Source organism: Pseudomonas sp. PDM04 (assembly GCF_014851765.1).
Lineage (GTDB): Bacteria > Pseudomonadota > Gammaproteobacteria > Pseudomonadales > Pseudomonadaceae > Aquipseudomonas.
This window is the reverse complement of the sequence record NZ_JACVAI010000006.1, coordinates 519,645-538,773: the sequence shown is the minus strand read 5'-3', so window position 1 is coordinate 538,773 and position 19,129 is coordinate 519,645. Positions and strand designations below refer to the sequence as shown.

Annotated in this window: 14 protein-coding genes and 1 pseudogene; 6 read left to right on the top strand and 9 right to left on the bottom strand. The window is 61.4% G+C overall.

Annotated features, from left to right (window positions below; genetic code table 11):
* Positions 1-150, bottom strand: a pseudogene (locus IB249_RS24450) (cytochrome C oxidase Cbb3); the annotation flags it as partial.
* A 314-nt stretch (positions 151-464) separates the two neighbouring features.
* On the opposite strand from IB249_RS24450, the gene IB249_RS24445 reads away from it, so the two are divergent.
* Positions 465-2,027, top strand: coding sequence for an ATP-binding protein (locus tag IB249_RS24445; RefSeq protein WP_192308305.1), 1,563 nt, complete (start codon positions 465-467; stop codon positions 2,025-2,027).
* Positions 2,028-2,114: 87 nt separating this feature from the next.
* Here the strand turns inward: IB249_RS24445 and IB249_RS24440 are convergent, their stop codons facing one another.
* Both IB249_RS24440 and IB249_RS24435 read right to left on the bottom strand, forming a co-directional pair.
* Positions 2,115-3,554 (bottom strand): catalase, encoded by a 1,440-nt coding sequence (locus IB249_RS24440; RefSeq protein ID WP_192308304.1) that lies wholly within the window; start codon positions 3,552-3,554, stop codon positions 2,115-2,117.
* 177 nt (positions 3,555-3,731) lie between these two features.
* Positions 3,732-4,562 carry an alpha/beta fold hydrolase gene (locus IB249_RS24435; RefSeq protein WP_225607168.1) on the bottom strand — a complete coding sequence of 277 codons (831 nt, stop codon included), beginning with the start codon at positions 4,560-4,562 and terminating at the stop codon, positions 3,732-3,734.
* Between the two features lie 596 nt (positions 4,563-5,158).
* Here IB249_RS24435 and IB249_RS24430 point away from each other — a divergent pair.
* Both IB249_RS24430 and IB249_RS24425 read left to right on the top strand, forming a co-directional pair.
* On the top strand, positions 5,159-7,384 hold the full coding sequence (locus tag IB249_RS24430) for a nitric-oxide reductase large subunit (protein ID WP_318653512.1): 2,226 nt from the start codon (positions 5,159-5,161) through the stop codon (positions 7,382-7,384).
* A gap of 142 nt (positions 7,385-7,526) precedes the next feature.
* Positions 7,527-8,450, top strand: a complete 924-nt coding sequence (locus IB249_RS24425) for a helix-turn-helix domain-containing protein (RefSeq protein WP_192308301.1) — start codon at positions 7,527-7,529, stop codon at positions 8,448-8,450.
* A gap of 1 nt (position 8,451) precedes the next feature.
* Here the strand turns inward: IB249_RS24425 and IB249_RS24420 are convergent, their stop codons facing one another.
* Complete coding sequence (locus IB249_RS24420; RefSeq protein WP_192308300.1) at positions 8,452-9,123, bottom strand: GntR family transcriptional regulator; 672 nt, start codon at positions 9,121-9,123, stop codon at positions 8,452-8,454.
* A gap of 69 nt (positions 9,124-9,192) precedes the next feature.
* Positions 9,193-9,927 carry an SDR family NAD(P)-dependent oxidoreductase gene (locus IB249_RS24415; protein WP_192308299.1) on the bottom strand — a complete coding sequence of 245 codons (735 nt, stop codon included), beginning with the start codon at positions 9,925-9,927 and terminating at the stop codon, positions 9,193-9,195.
* 232 nt (positions 9,928-10,159) lie between these two features.
* On the opposite strand from IB249_RS24415, the gene IB249_RS24410 reads away from it, so the two are divergent.
* The 3 genes from IB249_RS24410 to IB249_RS24400 are packed head-to-tail and all read left to right on the top strand — an operon-like array spanning position 10,160 to position 13,635.
* Entirely contained in the window at positions 10,160-11,191 is a 1,032-nt protein-coding gene (locus IB249_RS24410; protein WP_192308298.1) for an ABC transporter substrate-binding protein, read from the top strand.
* A gap of 57 nt (positions 11,192-11,248) precedes the next feature.
* Positions 11,249-12,316, top strand: a complete 1,068-nt coding sequence (locus IB249_RS24405; protein WP_192308297.1) for a phosphotransferase — start codon at positions 11,249-11,251, stop codon at positions 12,314-12,316.
* A complete protein-coding gene (locus IB249_RS24400; protein WP_192308296.1) occupies positions 12,313-13,635 on the top strand; it encodes an aspartate aminotransferase family protein in 1,323 nt (440 codons plus the stop codon). The genes IB249_RS24405 and IB249_RS24400 overlap by 4 nt, the downstream gene beginning before the upstream one ends.
* Positions 13,636-13,701: 66 nt before the next feature.
* Here IB249_RS24400 and IB249_RS24395 read toward each other — a convergent pair whose 3' ends face one another.
* Genes IB249_RS24395 through IB249_RS24380 form a run of 4 tightly spaced genes read right to left on the bottom strand, consistent with a single transcriptional unit; the run spans position 13,702 to position 19,074 of the window.
* Positions 13,702-14,457 (bottom strand): ABC transporter ATP-binding protein, encoded by a 756-nt coding sequence (locus IB249_RS24395; RefSeq protein WP_192308295.1) that lies wholly within the window; start codon positions 14,455-14,457, stop codon positions 13,702-13,704.
* Positions 14,451-15,512 (bottom strand): FecCD family ABC transporter permease, encoded by a 1,062-nt coding sequence (locus IB249_RS24390; protein ID WP_192308294.1) that lies wholly within the window; start codon positions 15,510-15,512, stop codon positions 14,451-14,453. Before IB249_RS24390 ends, IB249_RS24395 begins: the two co-directional genes overlap by 7 nt.
* The gene (locus tag IB249_RS24385) at positions 15,509-16,678 is read right to left on the bottom strand and encodes an ABC transporter substrate-binding protein (RefSeq protein WP_192308293.1); all 1,170 of its coding nucleotides are present in this window, start codon (positions 16,676-16,678) and stop codon (positions 15,509-15,511) included. Before IB249_RS24385 ends, IB249_RS24390 begins: the two co-directional genes overlap by 4 nt.
* A 20-nt stretch (positions 16,679-16,698) precedes the next feature.
* On the bottom strand, positions 16,699-19,074 hold the full coding sequence (locus tag IB249_RS24380) for a TonB-dependent receptor (protein ID WP_192308292.1): 2,376 nt from the start codon (positions 19,072-19,074) through the stop codon (positions 16,699-16,701).
* Positions 19,075-19,129: the final 55 nt, after the last annotated feature.

Here is a 19,129-nt window from a genome sequence, read left to right as displayed (position 1 = left end):
GGGCAGGTCGAGGTTCATCTCGGGCCACACCAGTTGCGAGGCGATCCACACCCCCATTGCCATCCCCACCACGCCCCAGAACACGGTCGCGATGACGAATTGGCGGACGACCTTGTAGTTGTAGGCCGGGTTATTTATCACTGTGCTCATCGTGCATATCCATCCATCAGGTCACAGGATGGTCACGGCATTGCTCGACGTGCGCTCGTTAAGAGTTGTGAATCGTTGTTGTTTGCGCCGCTGGCAGGGGCGAACCGGTTGCGGGAGAGTCGGAGCAATAATTGCAAAAAACTCAGCAATATGTGCAAAGCCCGGGACGCCAAATTTGTTGATAGTGAAACGGGTTTTACGATTAAGTTGTTGATTGAAAGCGTATTTATGCCTGCTTGCCGGTGATTGTATGGTCGGGTAGCCGCGAATAATAAAAGTCGTCAGTGGCAAAAGGGTCGTGGAGAACTCCTGCCATGACTACGGAGGTATACGCCTTGAGTGCAGCAGCAGAAGACGGTTTCGACGTGGTGTGGAGTTTTGGGCCCTTCCGTTTGTATCCAGTAGAAAGGCGCCTGGAGCGCTCCGGGGAATCCATCGCTATTGGCAGTCGCGCACTGGATATCCTGGTTGTCCTGGTGAAGGAAGCGGGGAGTGTCATCAACAAGCGAACGTTGATGATCAAGGCCTGGAAGAACATCGTTGTTGATGAAAGCAACTTGCGGGTCAACATCGGGCTGCTGCGTAAAATTCTTGGGGAGGGGGAAAATGGCGCTCGCTACGTCGCCAATGTCCCGGGGCGTGGCTACAGTTTTGTGGCGAAAGTCACCCGCTTGAATGTGATGGCTCGCCTGGAACTGAAGACCGATCAACGTGCCTCGGGTGACGCCGTACCTCGCCGCTCAGGTCAGATGGTCGGGCGAGGCAGTGACCTTTGTTTATTGGCGAACGCGATCCTGCTGCATCGCTGTGTATCGATTATCGGCTCGGGCGGCCTGGGCAAATCGATGCTGGCCGCGGCGTGTGCCAGTCATCTGCAAGCCGAGTTCTCCACCGCTGTGCATTACCTTAATCTTGATTCGCTCGGCCAGGCGCAGCCCGTGGTGCCCGCGCTGTTGACGATGTTCGGACTTGAGCAGGACGGGGCCGACCCGGTCACGGCCATCGCGGCAAAATTCGTCGCAAGCCGTGCTGTCCTGATCCTGGACAATTGCGATGGTTTTCTAGAGAGCGTCGCGACCCTGGTCGAGGCGCTCAGCGAAAGCCGCACTGAGTTACATGTGCTGGTGACGATCCGTGAAGCCTTGCGGGTCGATGGTGAGTTCGCCTATCGCCTCGGTCCGCTGGATGTGCCTCCCAGGGAGCTGAAGCTGTCGGCCGTGGAGGCGCGGGCTTATTCGGCGGTCGAGCTTTTTATCGATAAATGCCTGGCGAACGGGCACCTGTGCGAGCTGCCAGACGAAGAGGTGGCGCAGATGATCGAGATCTGCCTGCGACTCGACGCCAATCCGCTGGCAATTACCCTGGCGGCTTCGCGTGTGGCGACCTTCGGACTCACCGGCACCCTCGCGCTGCTCGATAGCAGCTGCCGGCTGCACTGGACCGGGCGACGCAATGCGGTCTCCCGGCACCGGACGCTGGAAGCGCTGCTCGATTACAGCTTTCACGCCCTCAATGCCCAGGAGCAGGCGTTATTCCTGCGCCTGGCGGATTTTGTCGGGGTGTTCAGCTTGAGTGATGTTCAGGCCATGGATCATTCCGACTTGCCGGATTTCGCCATGCTGATGGGCGTACTCGATGCGCTGGTCGGCAAGTCACTGCTGGTGCCTCAATCCACCGCCAGCGGCACCATGGACTTTCGCTTGCTGGAAACCGTGCGGATCTATGCGCTTGAGAAAACCATCAAACGCGAGGGCGGAAAGCGCGAGGCCACCTTGCACTACGAACATTCCGGTCATGGCCAGAGTCCTTGGTGCAGCGCCGCCAAACCAGATTTGGAGCTGGAACCGTTCAACCTGTTTGGCAATGCAGCCTTGTAGATATTCGGTCTGGGTGTCATGCCTTGTGGCGCGAGTCGGCTCGCACCACAAGGCAATCCCGGTTTGGCGACGGACGTTGTCAGTGCCTTAGCCGAGCGCCGCCAACGCGCTCGCGACGCCTGCACCGTAACCGACATCAGCCTTGTTGCAGTTGGCAATGTGGCGCAATTGAACCTCCCGTGTCACCGATTGCAGTGAACGTGCGGTGTTTTCGAATAGCGCCTGTTTCTCCTGGTCGTTCATCTGTCGGAACAGATTGCCGGGTTGTTCATAGTGATCGTCGTCAACGCGGTGGTCCCAGTGACCGGCAGCACCGGAGAGCTCCAGTGGCGGCTCGCGCCATTCAGGCTGATCCAGCCATTCGCCCCGTCCGTTGGGTACGTAGGACAGCGTGCCGCCATGGTTGCCGTCGACACGCATGGCACCGTCACGATGGAAGCTGTGCACCGGGCACTGGGGTTGATTGACCGGGATCTGGTTGTGATTGACCCCCAGGCGATAGCGTGCAGCGTCGCCGTAGGAGAACAGGCGTGCCTGGAGCATGCGGTCCGGCGAAAAACCGATGCCGGGTACGATATTGGCCGGGCTGAACGCGGCTTGTTCAACGTCGGCAAAGACGTTTTGCGGGTTGCGATTGAGCTCGAAGAACCCAACTTCGATCAGCGGATAGTCGCCATGGGGCCAGACCTTGGTGAGGTCGAACGGGTTCACCGGATGGGCCTGTGCCTGGGCCGGCGTCATCACCTGTATGTACAGGGTCCAGCGTGGAAAGTCTCCCGCTTCGATGCTATCGAACAGGTCGCGGTGATGACTTTCACGATCTTCACCCACCAGCTGTCTGGCTTGTTCATCGCTCAGGTTTGCAATGCCTTGCTGGGTCTTGAAGGTGAACTTGACCCAGTGTCGTTCATTGTTGGCATTGATCAGGCTGAAGGTGTGGCTGCCAAAGCCGTGCATGTGTCGATAACTGCGAGGAATCCCGCGCTCGCTCATGACGATGGTCACCTGGTGCAGCGCTTCGGGCAGTGACGACCAGAAGTCCCAATTGTTCTGGGCGCTGCGCATGCCGGTGCGCGGATCGCGTTTGACGGCGTGGTTGAGGTCTGGGAAACGCAGCGGATCGCGAAAGAAAAACACTGGGGTGTTGTTGCCCACCAGATCCCAGTTGCCTTGTTCGGTATAGAACTTCATGGCGAAACCGCGAATGTCCCGTTCGGCATCGGCGGCACCGCGCTCGCCCGCTACCGTGGAGAATCGGGTGAACATTGGCGTTTGTTTGCCGACCGCACTGAACAGGTCGGCCCTGGTGTAACGGGTGATGTCGTGGGTCACGGTAAACGTGCCGAAAGCACCCGCGCCCTTGGCGTGCATGCGCCGTTCAGGGATCACCTCGCGATCGAAGTGCGCCAGTTTTTCCAGCAACCAGACGTCTTGCAGCAAGGCAGGACCGCGGGGGCCGGCGGTTTGGGTGTTGAAGTTGTCAACGACGGGAGCGCCGTTGGCCGTTGTCAGTTTGTGATTCGACATGGCGTAGCCTCTCGATGGTGCAATAAAAAGAGCTACGGATAACGACGACAGAGTCCGGGCTGAGGTGATCACCAGTCGCCATCAGAATCTCTCGGGTTCATCCGGCATAAGCGGTAAGAACCTGGCGTTACCCGTAGCTAAAGAGGGGGGAGCGTACTGAGGATGCGTTGGTTGAGGTCAGCTGCGCAGGAAGGCCAGCAGGTCCTGGTTGCACTGATCCTTATGGGTCTCGGTCAAGCCATGCGGGGCACCCGGATACACTTTCAACAGGGCGTGGGGCACCAGCTTCTTCGAGGCGCGGCCCGCCGCGTCGATCGGCACGATCTGGTCGTCATCGCCATGGATGATCAGCGTTGGTTTGTCGAATTTTTTCAGGTCTTCGGTGAAGTCGGTTTCCGAGAACGCCTTGACAGAGTCGAAAGTATTCTTGAACCCGCCTGCCATGCCCTGCATCCACCAGGCGTCAATCATGCCCTGGGAGGTCTTGGCGCCCGGGCGGTTGAACCCGTAGAACGGCCCGGCCGGGATGTCCTTGAAGATTTGCGAACGGTCGGCCAGCATGCCGTTGCGGATGCCGTCGAAGACTTCGATCGGCAGGCCGCCCGGGTTTTTCGCGGTTTTCAGCATCAGTGGCGGTACGGCTGAAATCAGGCCGATCTTCGCTACGCGGGAGGTGCCGTGGCGTCCGATGTAGCGCGCGACTTCACCGCCACCGGTCGAGAAACCGATCACGGTCACGTTACGCAGGTCCAGCGTATTGATCACGGTGGCCAGGTCATCGGCGTAGTGATCCATGTCGTTGCCGTCCCAGGGCTGGCTCGAGCGGCCATGACCGCGGCGGTCGTGGGCAATCACACGAAAGCCCTTGGATGCCAGGAAAAAAGCCTGGTAATCCCAGCTGTCAGCGTTCAATGGCCAACCATGGCTCAAGGTTACGACCGGGCCATCCTTCGGGCCCCAATCCTTGTAGTAAAGCTCAACACCTTCTTTGGTCGCGATGGTTGCCATGCCCTGGGTTCCTTTTGCATTGGAGGGAGCGGTTTTAACGGAGGCCGCTGAAGCGGAAGCCGGCAAGGCAGCCACGACCGCCGTCGCCAAGCCACCCAGCAACAAGTTTCGACGCACTGTTTCGTCAGGTGAAAGTGAGGAATCGTCTGCCATGGGAAATGCTCCTGATTAATCCGGATCAAGCTGAACAATTTGCCTGCTTACTATGGTTTAGTCCGTTGTAATGCGGTGTTAAAGGGTGCAAATAGTTGTGATGGCTTGTTGGCTTCAGGGGTAATTCGATGTTTTGCTGATAGGGTGTTAATTGCTGTATTAGCGGTATTTTTCAATATGGGTGGTGCACGGTATTTATAGCTAAAAAGGCTCTGTGCCGAGGGTTTCACGAAATGGAATGATTGCTCGGGTTGACTTCGAGTAATGGGTTCGTGTTCGCCGTTACATAACGGTATCCAAAGAAAAAATATAAATGAATAAACAGTCATGTACGGATGCGCGAGAAATAAACGCATGCCTTGGCATTCGACCGTATTGGCAAATTGAGGTGACATATGGGTGAATATCGAAAGTTATGGTGGTACCTGATCGGGATATTAGGCGTGACTTTTTGCCTGCTGGGCTGGTTCGGGCGTGAGATCTATCGCCAGGCCCCGCCGATTCCCGAGCGAGTGCAAAGTGCCAGCGGCCAATTGCTGTTTCAGTCCGTGGACATTCTTGATGGCCAAACCGCTTGGCAAAGTGTCGGCGGCATGCAGCTGGGCTCGATCTGGGGTCACGGTGCGTACCAGGCGCCGGACTGGACGGCCGACTGGCTGCACCGCGAACTGCTCGCCTGGCTGGACTTGGCCGCACAGCAGGGTTATGGCAAGGCCTACGCCGAGATCGATGGCGATCAGCAAGCCTTGCTGCGTCATCAACTCAAACGCGAATACCGCAGCAACCGCCTGGTCGATGGCACCCTGGTGCTCAGTGAACGCCGCATCCAGGCGATCCGGCAGACGGGCGCCTATTACGATGCGCTCTTCGGTGGCGATCCATCGCTGAGTAGCAGCCGCCAGAGTTTCGCGATGAAAGAGGTGACGATGCCTGACCCGGCCCGGCGTCAGCAGCTCACTCACTTTTTCTTCTGGACCGCCTGGGCCGCCGCCACTGAGCGTGACGGACTGAACGCGACCTACACCAACAACTGGCCCCACGAACCCCTGATCGATAACAACGCCACGGCCGAGAACATGGTCTGGTCGGTCATCAGCATCGTCGTACTGCTGGCGGGCATCGGCTTCCTGGTCTGGGGCTGGGCGTTCCTGCGTAACCACGAGGAGGGCTCACCCACGGTGCCTGCGCAGGATCCTCTGAGCCTGATCACCCTGACACCGTCGCAAAAAGCCCTTGGCAAATATTTGCTGCTGGTCGGTGCACTGTTCGGCTTCCAGGTCATGATGGGCGGCGTGACCGCGCACTACACCGTTGAGGGCCAGGATTTCTACGGCCTGCCGCTGTCGAAGTGGTTCCCCTATTCGCTGACCCGGACCTGGCATCTGCAGAGCGCGATGTTCTGGATTGCCACCGGTTTCCTCGCCGCCGGGCTGTTCCTGGCGCCATTCATCAACGGCGGCAAAGACCCCAAATACCAGAAGCTGGGCGTGGACCTGTTGTTCTGGGCCCTGGTGCTGGTGGTCGTGGGTTCCTACACCGGCAACTTCCTCGCCATCGCGCAACTGATGCCCGTCGAATGGAGTTTCTGGCTCGGTCACCAGGGTTACGAGTACGTCGACCTGGGCCGCCTGTGGCAGATCGCCAAGTTTGCCGGGATCGTGTTCTGGCTGGTGCTGATGCTGCGCGCGATGGTGCCTGCCCTGCGCCAGCCCGGTGACAAAAACCTGCTGGCGCTATTGGCCTGTTCGGTGATCGCCATCGGTCTGTTCTATGGCGCGGGCCTGTTCTACGGCGAACGCACCAACCTGTCGGTCATGGAATACTGGCGCTGGTGGGTCGTGCATCTGTGGGTCGAAGGCTTCTTCGAAGTGTTTGCCACCACCGCGCTGGCGTTCATCTTCACCAGCATGGGCCTGGTGTCCAAGCGCCTGGCGACGACCGCGACGCTGGGGTCGGCCTCGCTGTTCATGCTCGGTGGCGTGCCCGGCACCTTCCACCATATCTATTTTTCCGGCACCACCACACCGGTGATGGCGGTCGGCGCGACGTTCAGTGCACTGGAAGTGGTCCCGCTCATTTTGCTGGGTTATGAGGCCTGGGAAAACTGGCACCTCAAGGAACGCGCGGCGTGGATGACGAAAATTCGCTGGCCGCTGCAGTTTTTCATCGCCACCGCGTTCTGGAACATGCTCGGGGCCGGTGTCTTCGGGTTCCTGATCAACCCGCCGATTTCGCTGTATTACATCCAGGGCCTGAACACCACGCCACTGCACGCCCACGCCGCGTTGTTCGGCGTCTACGGCTCGTTGGCTCTGGGTTTCAGTCTGCTGATCCTGCGTTACCTGCGGCCGAACCTGCAGTTCAACGATCGCCTGATGAACACCGGTTTCTGGTGGCTCAACGGGGGGCTGGCGCTGATGATTTTCACCAGCCTGCTGCCCATCGGCATTCTGCAGTTCTACGCCAGCGCCAGCCAGGGCCTGTGGTACGCCCGCAGCGAGGCGTTCATGCAACAGGACCTGCTGCAAACCCTGCGCTGGGTGCGCACCTTCGGCGACATCGTGTTCCTGATCGGCGCGTTTGCGGTGATCTGGCAAATCACCAAAGGGTTGCTGGGAACCTCCGAGAGAGCAGGGGCCTCAGCGGTGGGGATCATCACTCGGCCTTAGCCAAGGCTCAAGACGGGCAACGCCAGGCGCATCGAACCGCCTGGCGTTTTTGTGTCGGCCATTCGCCTGCCGGTTGCCAGGAAGGCGCCCGGAGTGTGAGACTTCGCCGGACCCTTGAACGACTGGGCCAAGAGAAGTCTCGATGCCGCTCCTTCGCTATAAACTCGAAAAATACAGTTCATCCGGATTGCTGCTCTCGTCGGCAGACCGCAACTGGATGGGCCTGCTTGCCGAAGTGCGCAGCCATAGCGACGGTGTTATCGCCAAAAACACCCGCCAACCGACCACCGAACTGGTACTCGATGCCCGGGGCGACAGCGGCTCGGTGGTGACTCGCAAGGCCTACGATGTCGTCGAGCAGACGCCGACCCGGCGCGGAATGGCGTGGATCTGCCCCAAAGGCATTCAGGAAGACCTGGTCCTGCTTTCGGCTCGCATGCCCGACCTGTTGCACGTGCACCTGGGAGCCGAGCATTTTTCTGCCGAGGCGCTGGGTGAATGTTTCGATGGCAGCGAGTATTTGACGATGCGCTTTGAGCGCGGTTTTGAAGACGATCTGATCGCCAGTATCGGCAATGCCATCCTCATGGAGATGCAGCATTCGACGCCGTCGGGGAAGTTGCTGGTCGAGTCGCTGGCGTGCAGCGCCGCCGCCCGGCTCATTCAGCGATTTACCAGTACCGCGCCGGCTCGCCTGGCATCACTGGAGCGTGTGCCCAATCCAGGGGTCAAACGCATTCGCCAGGTGATGGATTACATCGAGGACAACATCGAGGCGAATATCAGCCTCGACGACCTGGCTGCCGTGGCGTATCTCAGCCGCTTTCATTTCGCCCGTTCTTTCAAGGCTGTCACCGGCAAGACGCCGCAGCGCTATGTCAACGAGCGGCGTATGGAGCGCGCGAGGTACCTGCTCACCTATAGCGCTCATTCTGTCGCCGAGGTGGCGATGATCCTGAGTTTTTCTTCCCAGGCGACCTTCAGCCGGGCTTTCCGCCAGCACACGGGAAGGACGCCAAACGAGTTCGCACGGCAGTCACGGGCCAGACACCCGACCGTTCGTTGAGTCAGACGCTCTGTTCGATGTACTCGAGCATCTTCTGGTTACCATCGAGGATGTCGCAGCAAATCGCCTTGCGCGCCGCTGCGCCGTCGCGCCGTTTCAGGGCATCGAGCACTTCCCAGTGATGGTCGATGGCCATCCGCTCGTTGAAGTTGCCATAGGCCCGCGCGATCAGCGGACCGGTGCGCATCCACAGGCTGTCCAGCAGACCGGCCAGCACAGGCATGCCGGCGATGGTGGTCAGCGCGTAGTGAAATTCCTGGTTGCACTTGAGCGCTGCCTGCAGGTCCTGGGCGTTGATGGCGGCGATGTTGCGTTCGATGCAGCCTTGCAGGTCGTCGAGCTGGCTGTCGGTGACCAGCGACGCGGCGGTTTCAGCCGCCAAGCCCTCGAGTGCCAACCGGATGCTGCGGATTTCGCCGTACTGCGCGGCCGTGAGGATCGGCACGCGGATGTCGCGCGGGGTCTTGAGGATCAACGCCTGTTCCTTCGCCAGTTGCAGGATCGCATCGCGTACCGGCGTGACGCTGGTGCCCAGTTGCTCCGCCAGGTCGCGGATGCGCAACCGGTCGTCGGGCTGGAAACGTCCCGTGATCAGGGCCTCGCGCAGCAGCTCATAGATGCCGCTGCCCAAGTAGGAATGCTTGAGGGTCTGAATGGGGTAGGGGTTGCTCATTGGTCGCTCGTCTACGGCGGATGCCCGGCCCGAATGATGGGAGTTTCCGGCCGGGATTTCCAGACTATTTCAAACGTGCTGGCCTCCGTTGACATGGATTTCCGAGCCATTGATATAGGACGCGCCGCGGGTGCATAGAAAATGCACCAGGGACGCGACTTCTTCGGGCTTTCCAAGGCGATGCATGGGGATTTGCTGGTCGACGATCAGCTCCGTCCCGGCCGACAGGATCGAGGTCTCGATTTCGCCCGGGGCAATCGCGTTGACCCGCACGCCGTGGGGTCCGAAGTCGTGCGCCATCTCTCGCGTCAACGCGGCCAGCGCCGCTTTCGAGCAGGCATAGGCAACCCCGGCAAAGGGGTGTACCCGGGAGCCGGCAATCGAGGTGACGTTGATCACCGAGCCCTGCGCAGCCTTGAGTTCATCGAACAGCCCCTGGGCGAGCAGGGCCGTGGAAAACAGGTTGACGTTGAAGACGCTGAGCCAGGTGGCGTAGTCGGACTCCAGCACGCCCAGTCGCGCGCCGGCCTCGCCCTTGGGTGAAATGCCTGCGTTGTTGACCAGCGCATCCAGACGCCCGCCGAGTTTTTCGCGGATGGCCGGGAGGCTGCGGCGGACCTCGTCGATGTCTTCCAGGTCCAGGTGGATGTGGTTCAGCAGCCCCTCCGCCCAGGGGCAGCCTTCGGTCCAGTCGTGTCGGGACGCGGTGAAGACGCGCCAGCCTGCGGCGTTGAAGTGCTTCACCGTGGCATGGCCGATACCGCGGCTCGCACCAGTGAGGAGGAGGGTTCGTTGCTCGGACATATTAAAGGCGCTCCCGGGGTTGGATGGCAGTGATCAGACTATACCAATAAAAATTATGATGCATCATATTCTAAATATGGTACTAATGAGCCGCGCCTCGGGATCGATCCCGGGTGCCGGCCACCAGGTGCATGACACCCGGCGCTGACCGAAACACTGCTGCCAAAAACAAAAAAACCACCTGCCATCCCTTAAAGCTGCCGCCAACGCACGTAGCGAATCGGAGAGACGCATGAACCGGAAAATTGCAGCTGTACTGATGCTTGGAGCCCTTGCCGGCCCTCTGAGCGCAGCCGAAAAACTCACCGTGGTGTCGTTCGGCGGCAACAACCGCCAGGCCCAGGAAAAAGCGTTCTACAAGCCGTTCACTGCACAGAAGAATGTGGCGGTCACCGCCGATGACTACAACGGCGAAATGGCCAAGATCAGGGTCATGGCCGACACCGGCAAAACCAGTTGGGACGTGGTTGAAGTCGAGTCACCCGAGCTGCTTCGCGGTTGCAGCGAAGGTCTGTTCGAGCCGCTGGACTGGTCTCGGATCGGCAAGAAAGAGGATTTCCTCCCGGCGGCCGTCAGCGATTGCGGCGTCGGTATCTTCATCTGGTCTACCGTACTGACCTACGATCCGAAAAAACTCGCCAGTGCACCGCAAGGCTGGGCGGATTTCTGGGATGTGAAGAAATACCCCGGCAAGCGTGGCCTGCGGCGTGGCGCCAAGTTCACCCTTGAGTTTGCCCTGCTGGCAGACGGCGTCGCCAAGGAAGACGTCTACACCTTGCTCGGAACCGAGGAGGGCGTTCAGCGGGCCTTCCGCAAGCTGGACCAGATCAAGCCCGATATCCAGTGGTGGGAGTCCGGCGCGCAGCCGTTGCAGTGGCTGGCGGCGGGCGACGTGGTGATGACCTCGGCCTATAACGGGCGTGTCACCTCGGCGCAGGCCGAGGGGCAGTCCTTCGAGATGCAGTGGAACGGCAGCCTGTACGACCTGGATCACTGGGCGATCGTCAAAGGCTCACCGAAGAAGGCGCTGGCTGAAAACTTCATCGCGTTCGCCAGTGCACCGGTCCAGCAAAAGAACTTCGTCGAGGCCATCCCCTATGGACCAAGCAACACAAACACCATCGCGCTGGTCGATGAAGCCGTGGGCAAGAAGTTGCCGACATCACCGGACAACCTGAAGAATGCACGGGCGACGGACGCCGAATTCTGGATCGATCACGGTGAAGACCTGGAAGAGCGCTTCATCGCTTGGGCCAACAAATAATGCAAGGGGCCTGTGCCTGTGCGCGCAGGCCCCAGTCACCGAGGCGAGGAGTCATCAATGCCGCTTGAGAATGTATTTGCTGAAGCCTGTCTGCTGGAGGCGGCACCTGCCCGGGTCAGCGAGGCGCAGGTCCATGAAGCCCTCCGGCAGCACTACGCGATCAGCGGGAAACTTGAGAGGCTGGGCGGCGAGCGCGACCTGAATTTCCGGGTCATCCTCGCGGACGGTTCGTCCCGTCTGTTCAAGCTTTCCCATCCGCTGGAAAACCCGGACGTCGTCGATTTCCATAACCAGGCCATGCGTCAGATCGAGCGTCACGATCCCGCATTGCCCGTGCAACGTGTCTATCCGTCGCTGAGTGGCGGGTTCGTCGAATCGGTCGAGATCGAGGGCCAACGCATGCTGGTACGCTTGCTGTCGTTCGTCGACGGCCTGCCACTGCACCGCGTCGCCTGCACCTGCGAGGCGTTCCGGCAGAACCTGGGGCAAGCACTGGCCCGTTTCGATCTGGCCTTGAGCGGCTTCAGCCATCCGGCTGCCGGGCATGTGCTGCTGTGGGACATGCAGCATGCACAACGCCTCAGGCCGTTGCTCGACTACATCGAGCCGGGGTTGCGTCGCGACAGGGTTGAACACAGCCTGGACCGGTTTGAAGAGCAGGTGCTGGCGAGCGCCCCCACGCTGCGCCAGCAGGTGATTCATAACGACATGAATCCGCACAACATCATTGTCGACCCCGAGCACCCGGATGTCCTGCGCAACATCCTGGATTTCGGTGACATGGTCCGGGCGCCGCTGGTCAACGAAGTCGCGGTGGCGGCCTCTTACCAATTGGGTGTGTCGGGTGATGTCCTGGCCCCGGCACTGGACATGATCCGCGCCTATCACCGGGTCAACCCGCTGCTGGGCGAAGAACTTGAACTGCTGCCGGTGTTGATCTCGACGCGCCTGGCGTTGTCGCTGTGCATCAATTTCTGGCGGGCGGACCTGCACCCGGATAACCGCGCGTACATTTTGCGCAATGCCCACCGCGCCCAGGAAAGCCTGGCAGGCCTGTCCTTGGTATCCCCGGCGCATATCCACGACCGAATACTGGCCGCTTGCACTCAGGAGGTTGGCGCATGAGCATGATCAACGGTTTCACGGCGGGGGATGCCGATCGTCTTTCAGACACGGAAAAACGCCTCATCGAACGCCGGGAGCGCCTGCTCGGGCCGGCTTACCGACTGTTTTACGAGCGACCGTTGCACACGGTGCGCGGCGAAGGCGTGTGGCTGTACGACGAACAGGGTCGCCGTTATCTCGATGCCTACAACAACGTGGCGTCCGTGGGGCATTGCCATCCACGGGTGGTCGAGGCGATGACCCGGCAAGCCGCGCAATTGAACACCCATACCCGCTACCTGCAGGAAGGCGTGCTGGATTACGCCGAACAGCTGCTGGACACTTTTCCCGAGGACCTCGAGCGGGTCATGTTCACCTGCACGGGCAGCGAAGCCAACGACCTGGCATTGCGCATCGCCAAACAGTTCACCGGCGGCACCGGCGTGATCATCACCCGGTTCGCCTACCACGGCGTCACGGGCGATATCGCCGAGTTGTCGCCGTCCCTGGGCCCGAGCATGATCCTGCCGCCGCACGTGCGCACGGTCCGTGCGCCCGATGCCTATCGGCTGGGGCAGGGGGCTGTCGCCTCGACTTTCGCCGCCGATGTGCGAGCGGCGATCGAAGACTTGCGCGCGCACGGTATCCGCCCGGCTGCGATCCTGCTCGATGGCATCTTCGCCAGCGACGGTGTCCTGGCGGACCCTGCCGGGTGCATTGCCGAGGGGATTGCGCTGGCCCAGGCCGAAGGGCTGTTGTACATCGCCGATGAAGTGCAGTCCGGTTTCGCCCGGACCGGCCTGAACCTGTGGGGCTTCGAGCGCCACAACGTGCGCCCCGATATCGTCACCATGGGCAAGCCGATGGGCAACGGCCAGCCCATTGCCGGCCTCGTCGGGCGGGCCGAAGTGGTCGATCATTTCGGCAAGAACATGCGCTATTTCAACACCTTTGGCGGCAACCCGGTGTCCTGCGCGGCAGGCCATGCGGTGCTGAACGTCATCCGTGACGAACAGCTGCAACAGCGCTCGCACACGATGGGCCAATACCTGCTGGCAGGTTTCCAGCAACTGGCCGAGCGTTACCCGATCATCGGCGACGTGCGCGGCGCAGGGCTGTTCCTGGGCGTCGAACTGGTGACCGACCGCACGACCCAAAGCCCGGCCGCCGCCCAGACCCGCCAGGTGGTCAACGTGATGCGCGAGCTGGGGGTGCTGATCAGCGCCGCCGGACCACTGGAAAACGTGCTGAAGATCCGTCCGCTGCTGGCGTTTGAACGCGAACATGCGGATTTGTTGCTGGAGGTCGCGGGCAAGGCGTTAGAGGGTGTCGAACCGTAAGCGGCGGGCCCAACGCCTGTCAGGTCAGGCGGCCATCGGCCGCTGCCGACCCGCCTGATGCCCGCGTCAGACAATATCGTCAATCAGGATATGGTGCTCCCCACGGCTGCAGCGCTCGATTCGCGCCTCGACCCTGTACACCTCGCGCAGCATTTGTTCGTTGATCACCTCGTGGCTCGGACCGCTGGCGCGGGCGGTGCCATCGGCGATGACCAGCACCTGATCGGCAAAGCGCAAGGCCTGGTTCAGGTCATGGATCGCGATAAACACAATCACCTGGCGTTTGCGGGCCAGGTCTCGCATAAAGGTCAGCACCTGGACCTGACGATGCATGTCCAGGGCGCTGGTGGGCTCGTCCATCAGCAGGATGTGCGGCTCGCGCACCAGCGTCTGGGCAATCGAAACCAGCTGCTGCTGGCCGCCGCTGAGTTCACCCAGGTTGCGGAACGACAGGGCGGTGATGCCCAAGGCATCGAGAATTTCATCGACCAGCTTGAGTTCGTCGTCGTGAACGGCCCAGCCGGGCGTCAGTTGCTTGCGCGCCAGCAGGACCGATTCGTACACCGTCAACCGGGCGCTGGCGTTCAAACCCTGGGGCATGTAGCTGATGGCTTGCGGGCCCTGTTCCACGCCTTGCACGTTGACCCGGCCGGGCCCGTCGATCAGCCCGGCCATGCGTTTGAACAGGGTGGATTTGCCAGCGGCATTGGGACCGACCACGGCGACGACCTGACCGCCGACAAAAGTCGCCGTGCTGACACCGCTGATGATGGTGCGCTGACCATAGCCGGCGCCGAGTTCCTCCAGCTGGATCGTTACCATGAGTTTTTCTTCCCGCTGAGAATCAGAGATATGAAGAACGGCACGCCGATCAGCGAGGTGACCACGCCGATGGGGAAAATCGCCCCGGGGATCAGGGTTTTGCTGACCACCGAACTGGCGGAAAGGATCAAGGCCCCCGTCAGTAACGAGGCCGGCAGAAAGAAGCGTTGATCTTCGCCAATCAGCATCCGGGCGATGTGCGGGCCGACCAGTCCGATGAAACCGATGGTGCCGACGAAGGCCACGGGAAACGCGGCCAGCAGGCTGACCATGATCAGCGTCTGGAAGCGCAGGCTGCGCACGTTGATGCCGAAACTGGCGGCCTTGTCATCGCCCAGTCTCAGCGCCGTGAGCGCCCAGGTTCGCCTGGCGAAGACGGGCAGGGTGATCAGGATCACCAGGCAGATCACGCCAAGCTTGGGCCAGGTGGCCTTGGTCAGGCTGCCCATGGTCCAGAACACCACCGCTGCCACGGCTTGCTCGGTGGCAAAAAACTGCACCAGGGCCAGCAATGCATTGAACGTGAACACCAGGGCGATGCCGAGCAAGACAATGGTTTCGGCGGTGACGCCGCGGCGCATGCTCAGAAAGTGGATCAGCAGGGCGGACAGCATGGCCATGATGAACGCGTTGACCGGCACCATGTACTGCGCCGCCAGCGGAAACAGCGCCACGCCGAACGCCAGCCCCATGGCCGCGCCGAAACTCGCTGCGGCGGAAATGCCCAGGGTGAAAGGGCTGGCCAGCGGGTTGTTGAGGATGGTCTGCATCTGCGCGCCGGCCAGCGATAACGCCGCGCCGACGGCAACCGCCATCAGCGCCACGGGCAAGCGGATGTCCCACATCACGACCCGTACTTGCGGCGCCGCGCTGTCGGGTGAAAGCAGGGCGCCGAGCACTTCGTCAAGGCCGTAGCTGGCCGGCCCCAGGGCCAGGTCAAGCAGCACGCTGCCCAACAGCAGCAGCGCCAGGACGCCGAGGATCAGGCGTTTGCGCACCACCAGGCGACGGTAGGTGTCGCGCTGGCCGGGCGCGACATCGTTGAGCGCGTTCATGGCGTGACCCCAGGCTCGCGCAGGCTGACGAAGTAGCCCGGCTCATAGGGCACCGGCAGGAAGCGCTCGTGCAGTTGACGAAAGGCGGCTTGCGGATCGAGGTCGGCAAATAGCGTGGGATGAAACCACTTTGCCAGTTGCTGGATAGCCACGAACTGGTAGGGGCTGTTGTAGAACTGGTGCCAGATGGCATGGAATGCCTGACTGTCCTGTGCCTTGATCCCGGCGTAGGCCGCACGCCCGGTGTACCACGCCAGTTTGTGGCGCGCTTGCGTCAGGTCCGCTCCCGGCCCCACCCCCACCCAGTGGCCACCCGGCGCGAAGGCTTCCCAGTTGGCGCTGGTCACAACCACCTGGTCCGGATTGGCGACGATCACCTGTTCGGCATTCAACTGACCGAAGGTAGTGGGGATGATGTCCTTGGCGATGTTGTTGCCGCCGGCCATTTCGACGAAGCGGCCGAAGTTTTCATTGCCGAAGCTCAGGCAGCAATCGTCGGTGTAGCCACCGATGCGCTCGATGAACACGTTGGGGCGGGCAGGGTGCTGCGCGGCAATCACGTCGGTGACCCGTCGGATCTGCTCGTTGCGAAACGCGATGAAGTCCTCGGCACGTTGCTCTTTGCCGAACAACTGGCCGAACAGGCGCATGGTCGGTTCGGTGTTCTGCATGGGGTTGTTGCGGAAGTCGACGTACACCACGGGGATGCCCAGGGCGTCGAGCTTCTCAATGTAACGCGCATCCTCGGTGGCATGCCGGGCCTCGATGTTGAGGATGATCACATCGGGGCGCTGGGAGATCGCTTGCTCGATGTCGAAGGTGCCGTCTTCAAATCCGCCGAAGGTGGGGATCCTGGCTATCTGGGGAAACATGCGCAGGTAGGCGTTGTAGGTGTCGGGGTCGGACTGGATCAGGTCCTTGCGCCAGCCCACGATGCGTTCGAGGGGATTCTGCGTATCCAGTGCGGCCACCAGATACAACTGGCGTCCTTCACCGAGAATGACCCGCTTGACCGGCAGGTGCACCTTGACCTGGCGGCCGAGCAAATCGGTGACGCTACTGAGCGGTGCACTCGCCTCGGACGCCGAGGACGGCAATGAAACCCCCAGCAATCCTGCAAACAACAGCGCGGCCAGGGCGTGGCTGCGTCGAACAATGGTGAGCATGATCAAGGCCTTTGCAAGTGTCAGAAGTCGACCGTGGCCGACAGTAGAAGGGTGCGCGGCGCCCCCTGGGAAAACGCGCCATAGGAGGCGACCCCCGACCAGTACTCGCGGTCGAACACGTTTTGCACCGTGGCGCGAAACGTCGTGGGGCGCTGTGCAATCTGCGTGGTGTATCGCGCACCGACATCGAAGCGAGTCCAGGGGTCCAGCTCCTGGGTATTGGCCTGGTTGACGTACTGGCTGGCGGTGTAGATCGCGCCGCTGGTGAGTGTCAGCCCCTCGACCCAGGGCAAGTCCCACTCGGCCCAGAGGTTGGCTTGAGCGTCCGGCACGCCCACCGGCGTGTTGCCTCGGTTGGCGGCCACGCTGGTTTTGGTCAGTTGCGCATCCAGCAGCGTCACGCCACCGAGCAGGCGCGTGCCTTGGGCGACTTCGCCCGACAGGCTCAGCTCCAGGCCACGGTTGCGCTGTTCGCCCTGGACCGAAAACACCCCGGATGACAATTCGCCGCTGGGCTTTTTGATCTGGAACAGGGCGAGGGTCGACATGAAATTGCCGTAGTCGAGCTTGACCCCGATCTCCTGTTGCCGGGAAACGTAAGGTGCGAAGGTTTCGCCGGCGTTCGAGGCGGTGCTCGGGGCGACGTCACCCTTGCTCAGCCCTTCAATGTAGTTGTAGTAGAACGACACGTGTTCCCAGGGCTTGAGCACCACCCCGAACAGCGGCGTGGCCTTGCCATTGTCGAAGGACGCCGTCACCGCACCGGCCGTGTTGTAGTTGTGCGACCGGATGTTCTGTTGGCGCACGCCGAGCGTGAGCTGCGCGCGTTGTTCGAGTATCGACAGGGTGTCGGCAAGGGCGATGCCGGACAATTCACTCGCGGACACTTTCGGCGTGGCCGGTTCGGCAATCGACGGCTTGGGGCGGTGGATCGGGTGATAGATGTTCGACAGCGTCGGTGGTCCGGACAGGATGCCGCGAGATAATTCATCCCGGTAACGCGTCGCCTGCAAGGCAGTGCTGTGGCTGATCGGCCCGGTATCGAAACGCAATCGGGCACCGGCGTCGACCGTGTAGCGCTGGACTTCGAACTTGTAATATCCGGGTATCGACGAAGTATCACCCGCAGCGTTGATGATGCTCGGGGTCTGATCGGACATGCGCGCCACGGTCGACTTGCCGCCACCGGCATGGGCGAAGACGGTCAGGCTGTCGGTGAGGTCGTACTCGCCGCCGAGCAACGCCGATTTGTCACGGGTTTTGGACCATCCCCAATCCTGGCTGACGTTGGTCCGGCCGTTGGCGGCCGAAGGAATGTCCACGCCCGGGGCGATCAGGAAGGGGCGGGAGGCGGCATCGAATTGTTCCTTCTGGCTGACCAGGTCGAGGGTGGTGCGCAGGCGCTCGCCTTGATAGTCCAGGGACAGCGCACCCACGCCGACCTCCCGCTCTTGATCGTCAATCACCGTATCGCCCTGTTGCACGCTGCCATTGAGGCGTACGCCGAATCGGCGCTCTTCGCCAAAGCGCCGACTGAGGTCGATATGGCCACCCAGCTGTGAATCCTGGACGTAGCTGGTGGTGAACCGGGTCAGGTCCTCATCGAGGGAACGCTTGGGCACCACGTTGATCACGCCACCCACGGCGCTGTTGGGCGACATGCCGTAGAGCAGGGCCCCAGGCCCCTTGACCACTTCAATGCGCTCGGCGTATTCGGTGAACACCCGGTAATTGGAGGCCACGCCGTAGACGCCGTCGAACGCCAACTCGCCAAGATTGCCTTCGCCCACGGGAAAGCCACGGATGAAGAACGAATCGACGATGCCGCCAGTCTGGCCGGTGGAGCGTACCGATGAGTCCCGCTCCAGCACATCGCCCACGGTCGTCGCCTGTTGATCCTTGATCAACGCGGCGGTGTAGGTGCTGACGCTGAACGGCGCATCCATCACATCGGTATTGCCCAGCATGCCGAGGCGGCTGCCGACGGCCACCTGGCCCCCCGAATACACCGGCGGCAGGTTGTCGCTGCGTCTGTCGATACCTTCGACCGTGGTTGGCGTCAGGGTGACCCGGCGCAGTACCAACGTGTAGCTGCCGTCGCTGCGCGGGACCATGTCCAGCCCGCTGCCGGCCAGCAAACGGGTCACGGCCTCCTGGGTCGAATACGCACCGGACAGCCCCGGGCTGATCAGGCCTTCCGTGACGGATGGCTCGAACGACAGCGCAATGCCGGCCTCGACGGCGAAGCTCGACAGCGTGGCGCCCAGTGGTCCGGAGGCAATGTGATAGGTGCGGATTTCGACCGAATCCAACTGCACCGGCACGTCCGCCAGAACCAACGGACAGGCAGCGCTGATCAGGGTCAGGCTGAGCAGTGCGTGGCGAATGACAGGCATGGACGGGGAACCCTGTGGACGTGAGGGATGAAGGTTTCTTTGTTTGCCAGTCGAG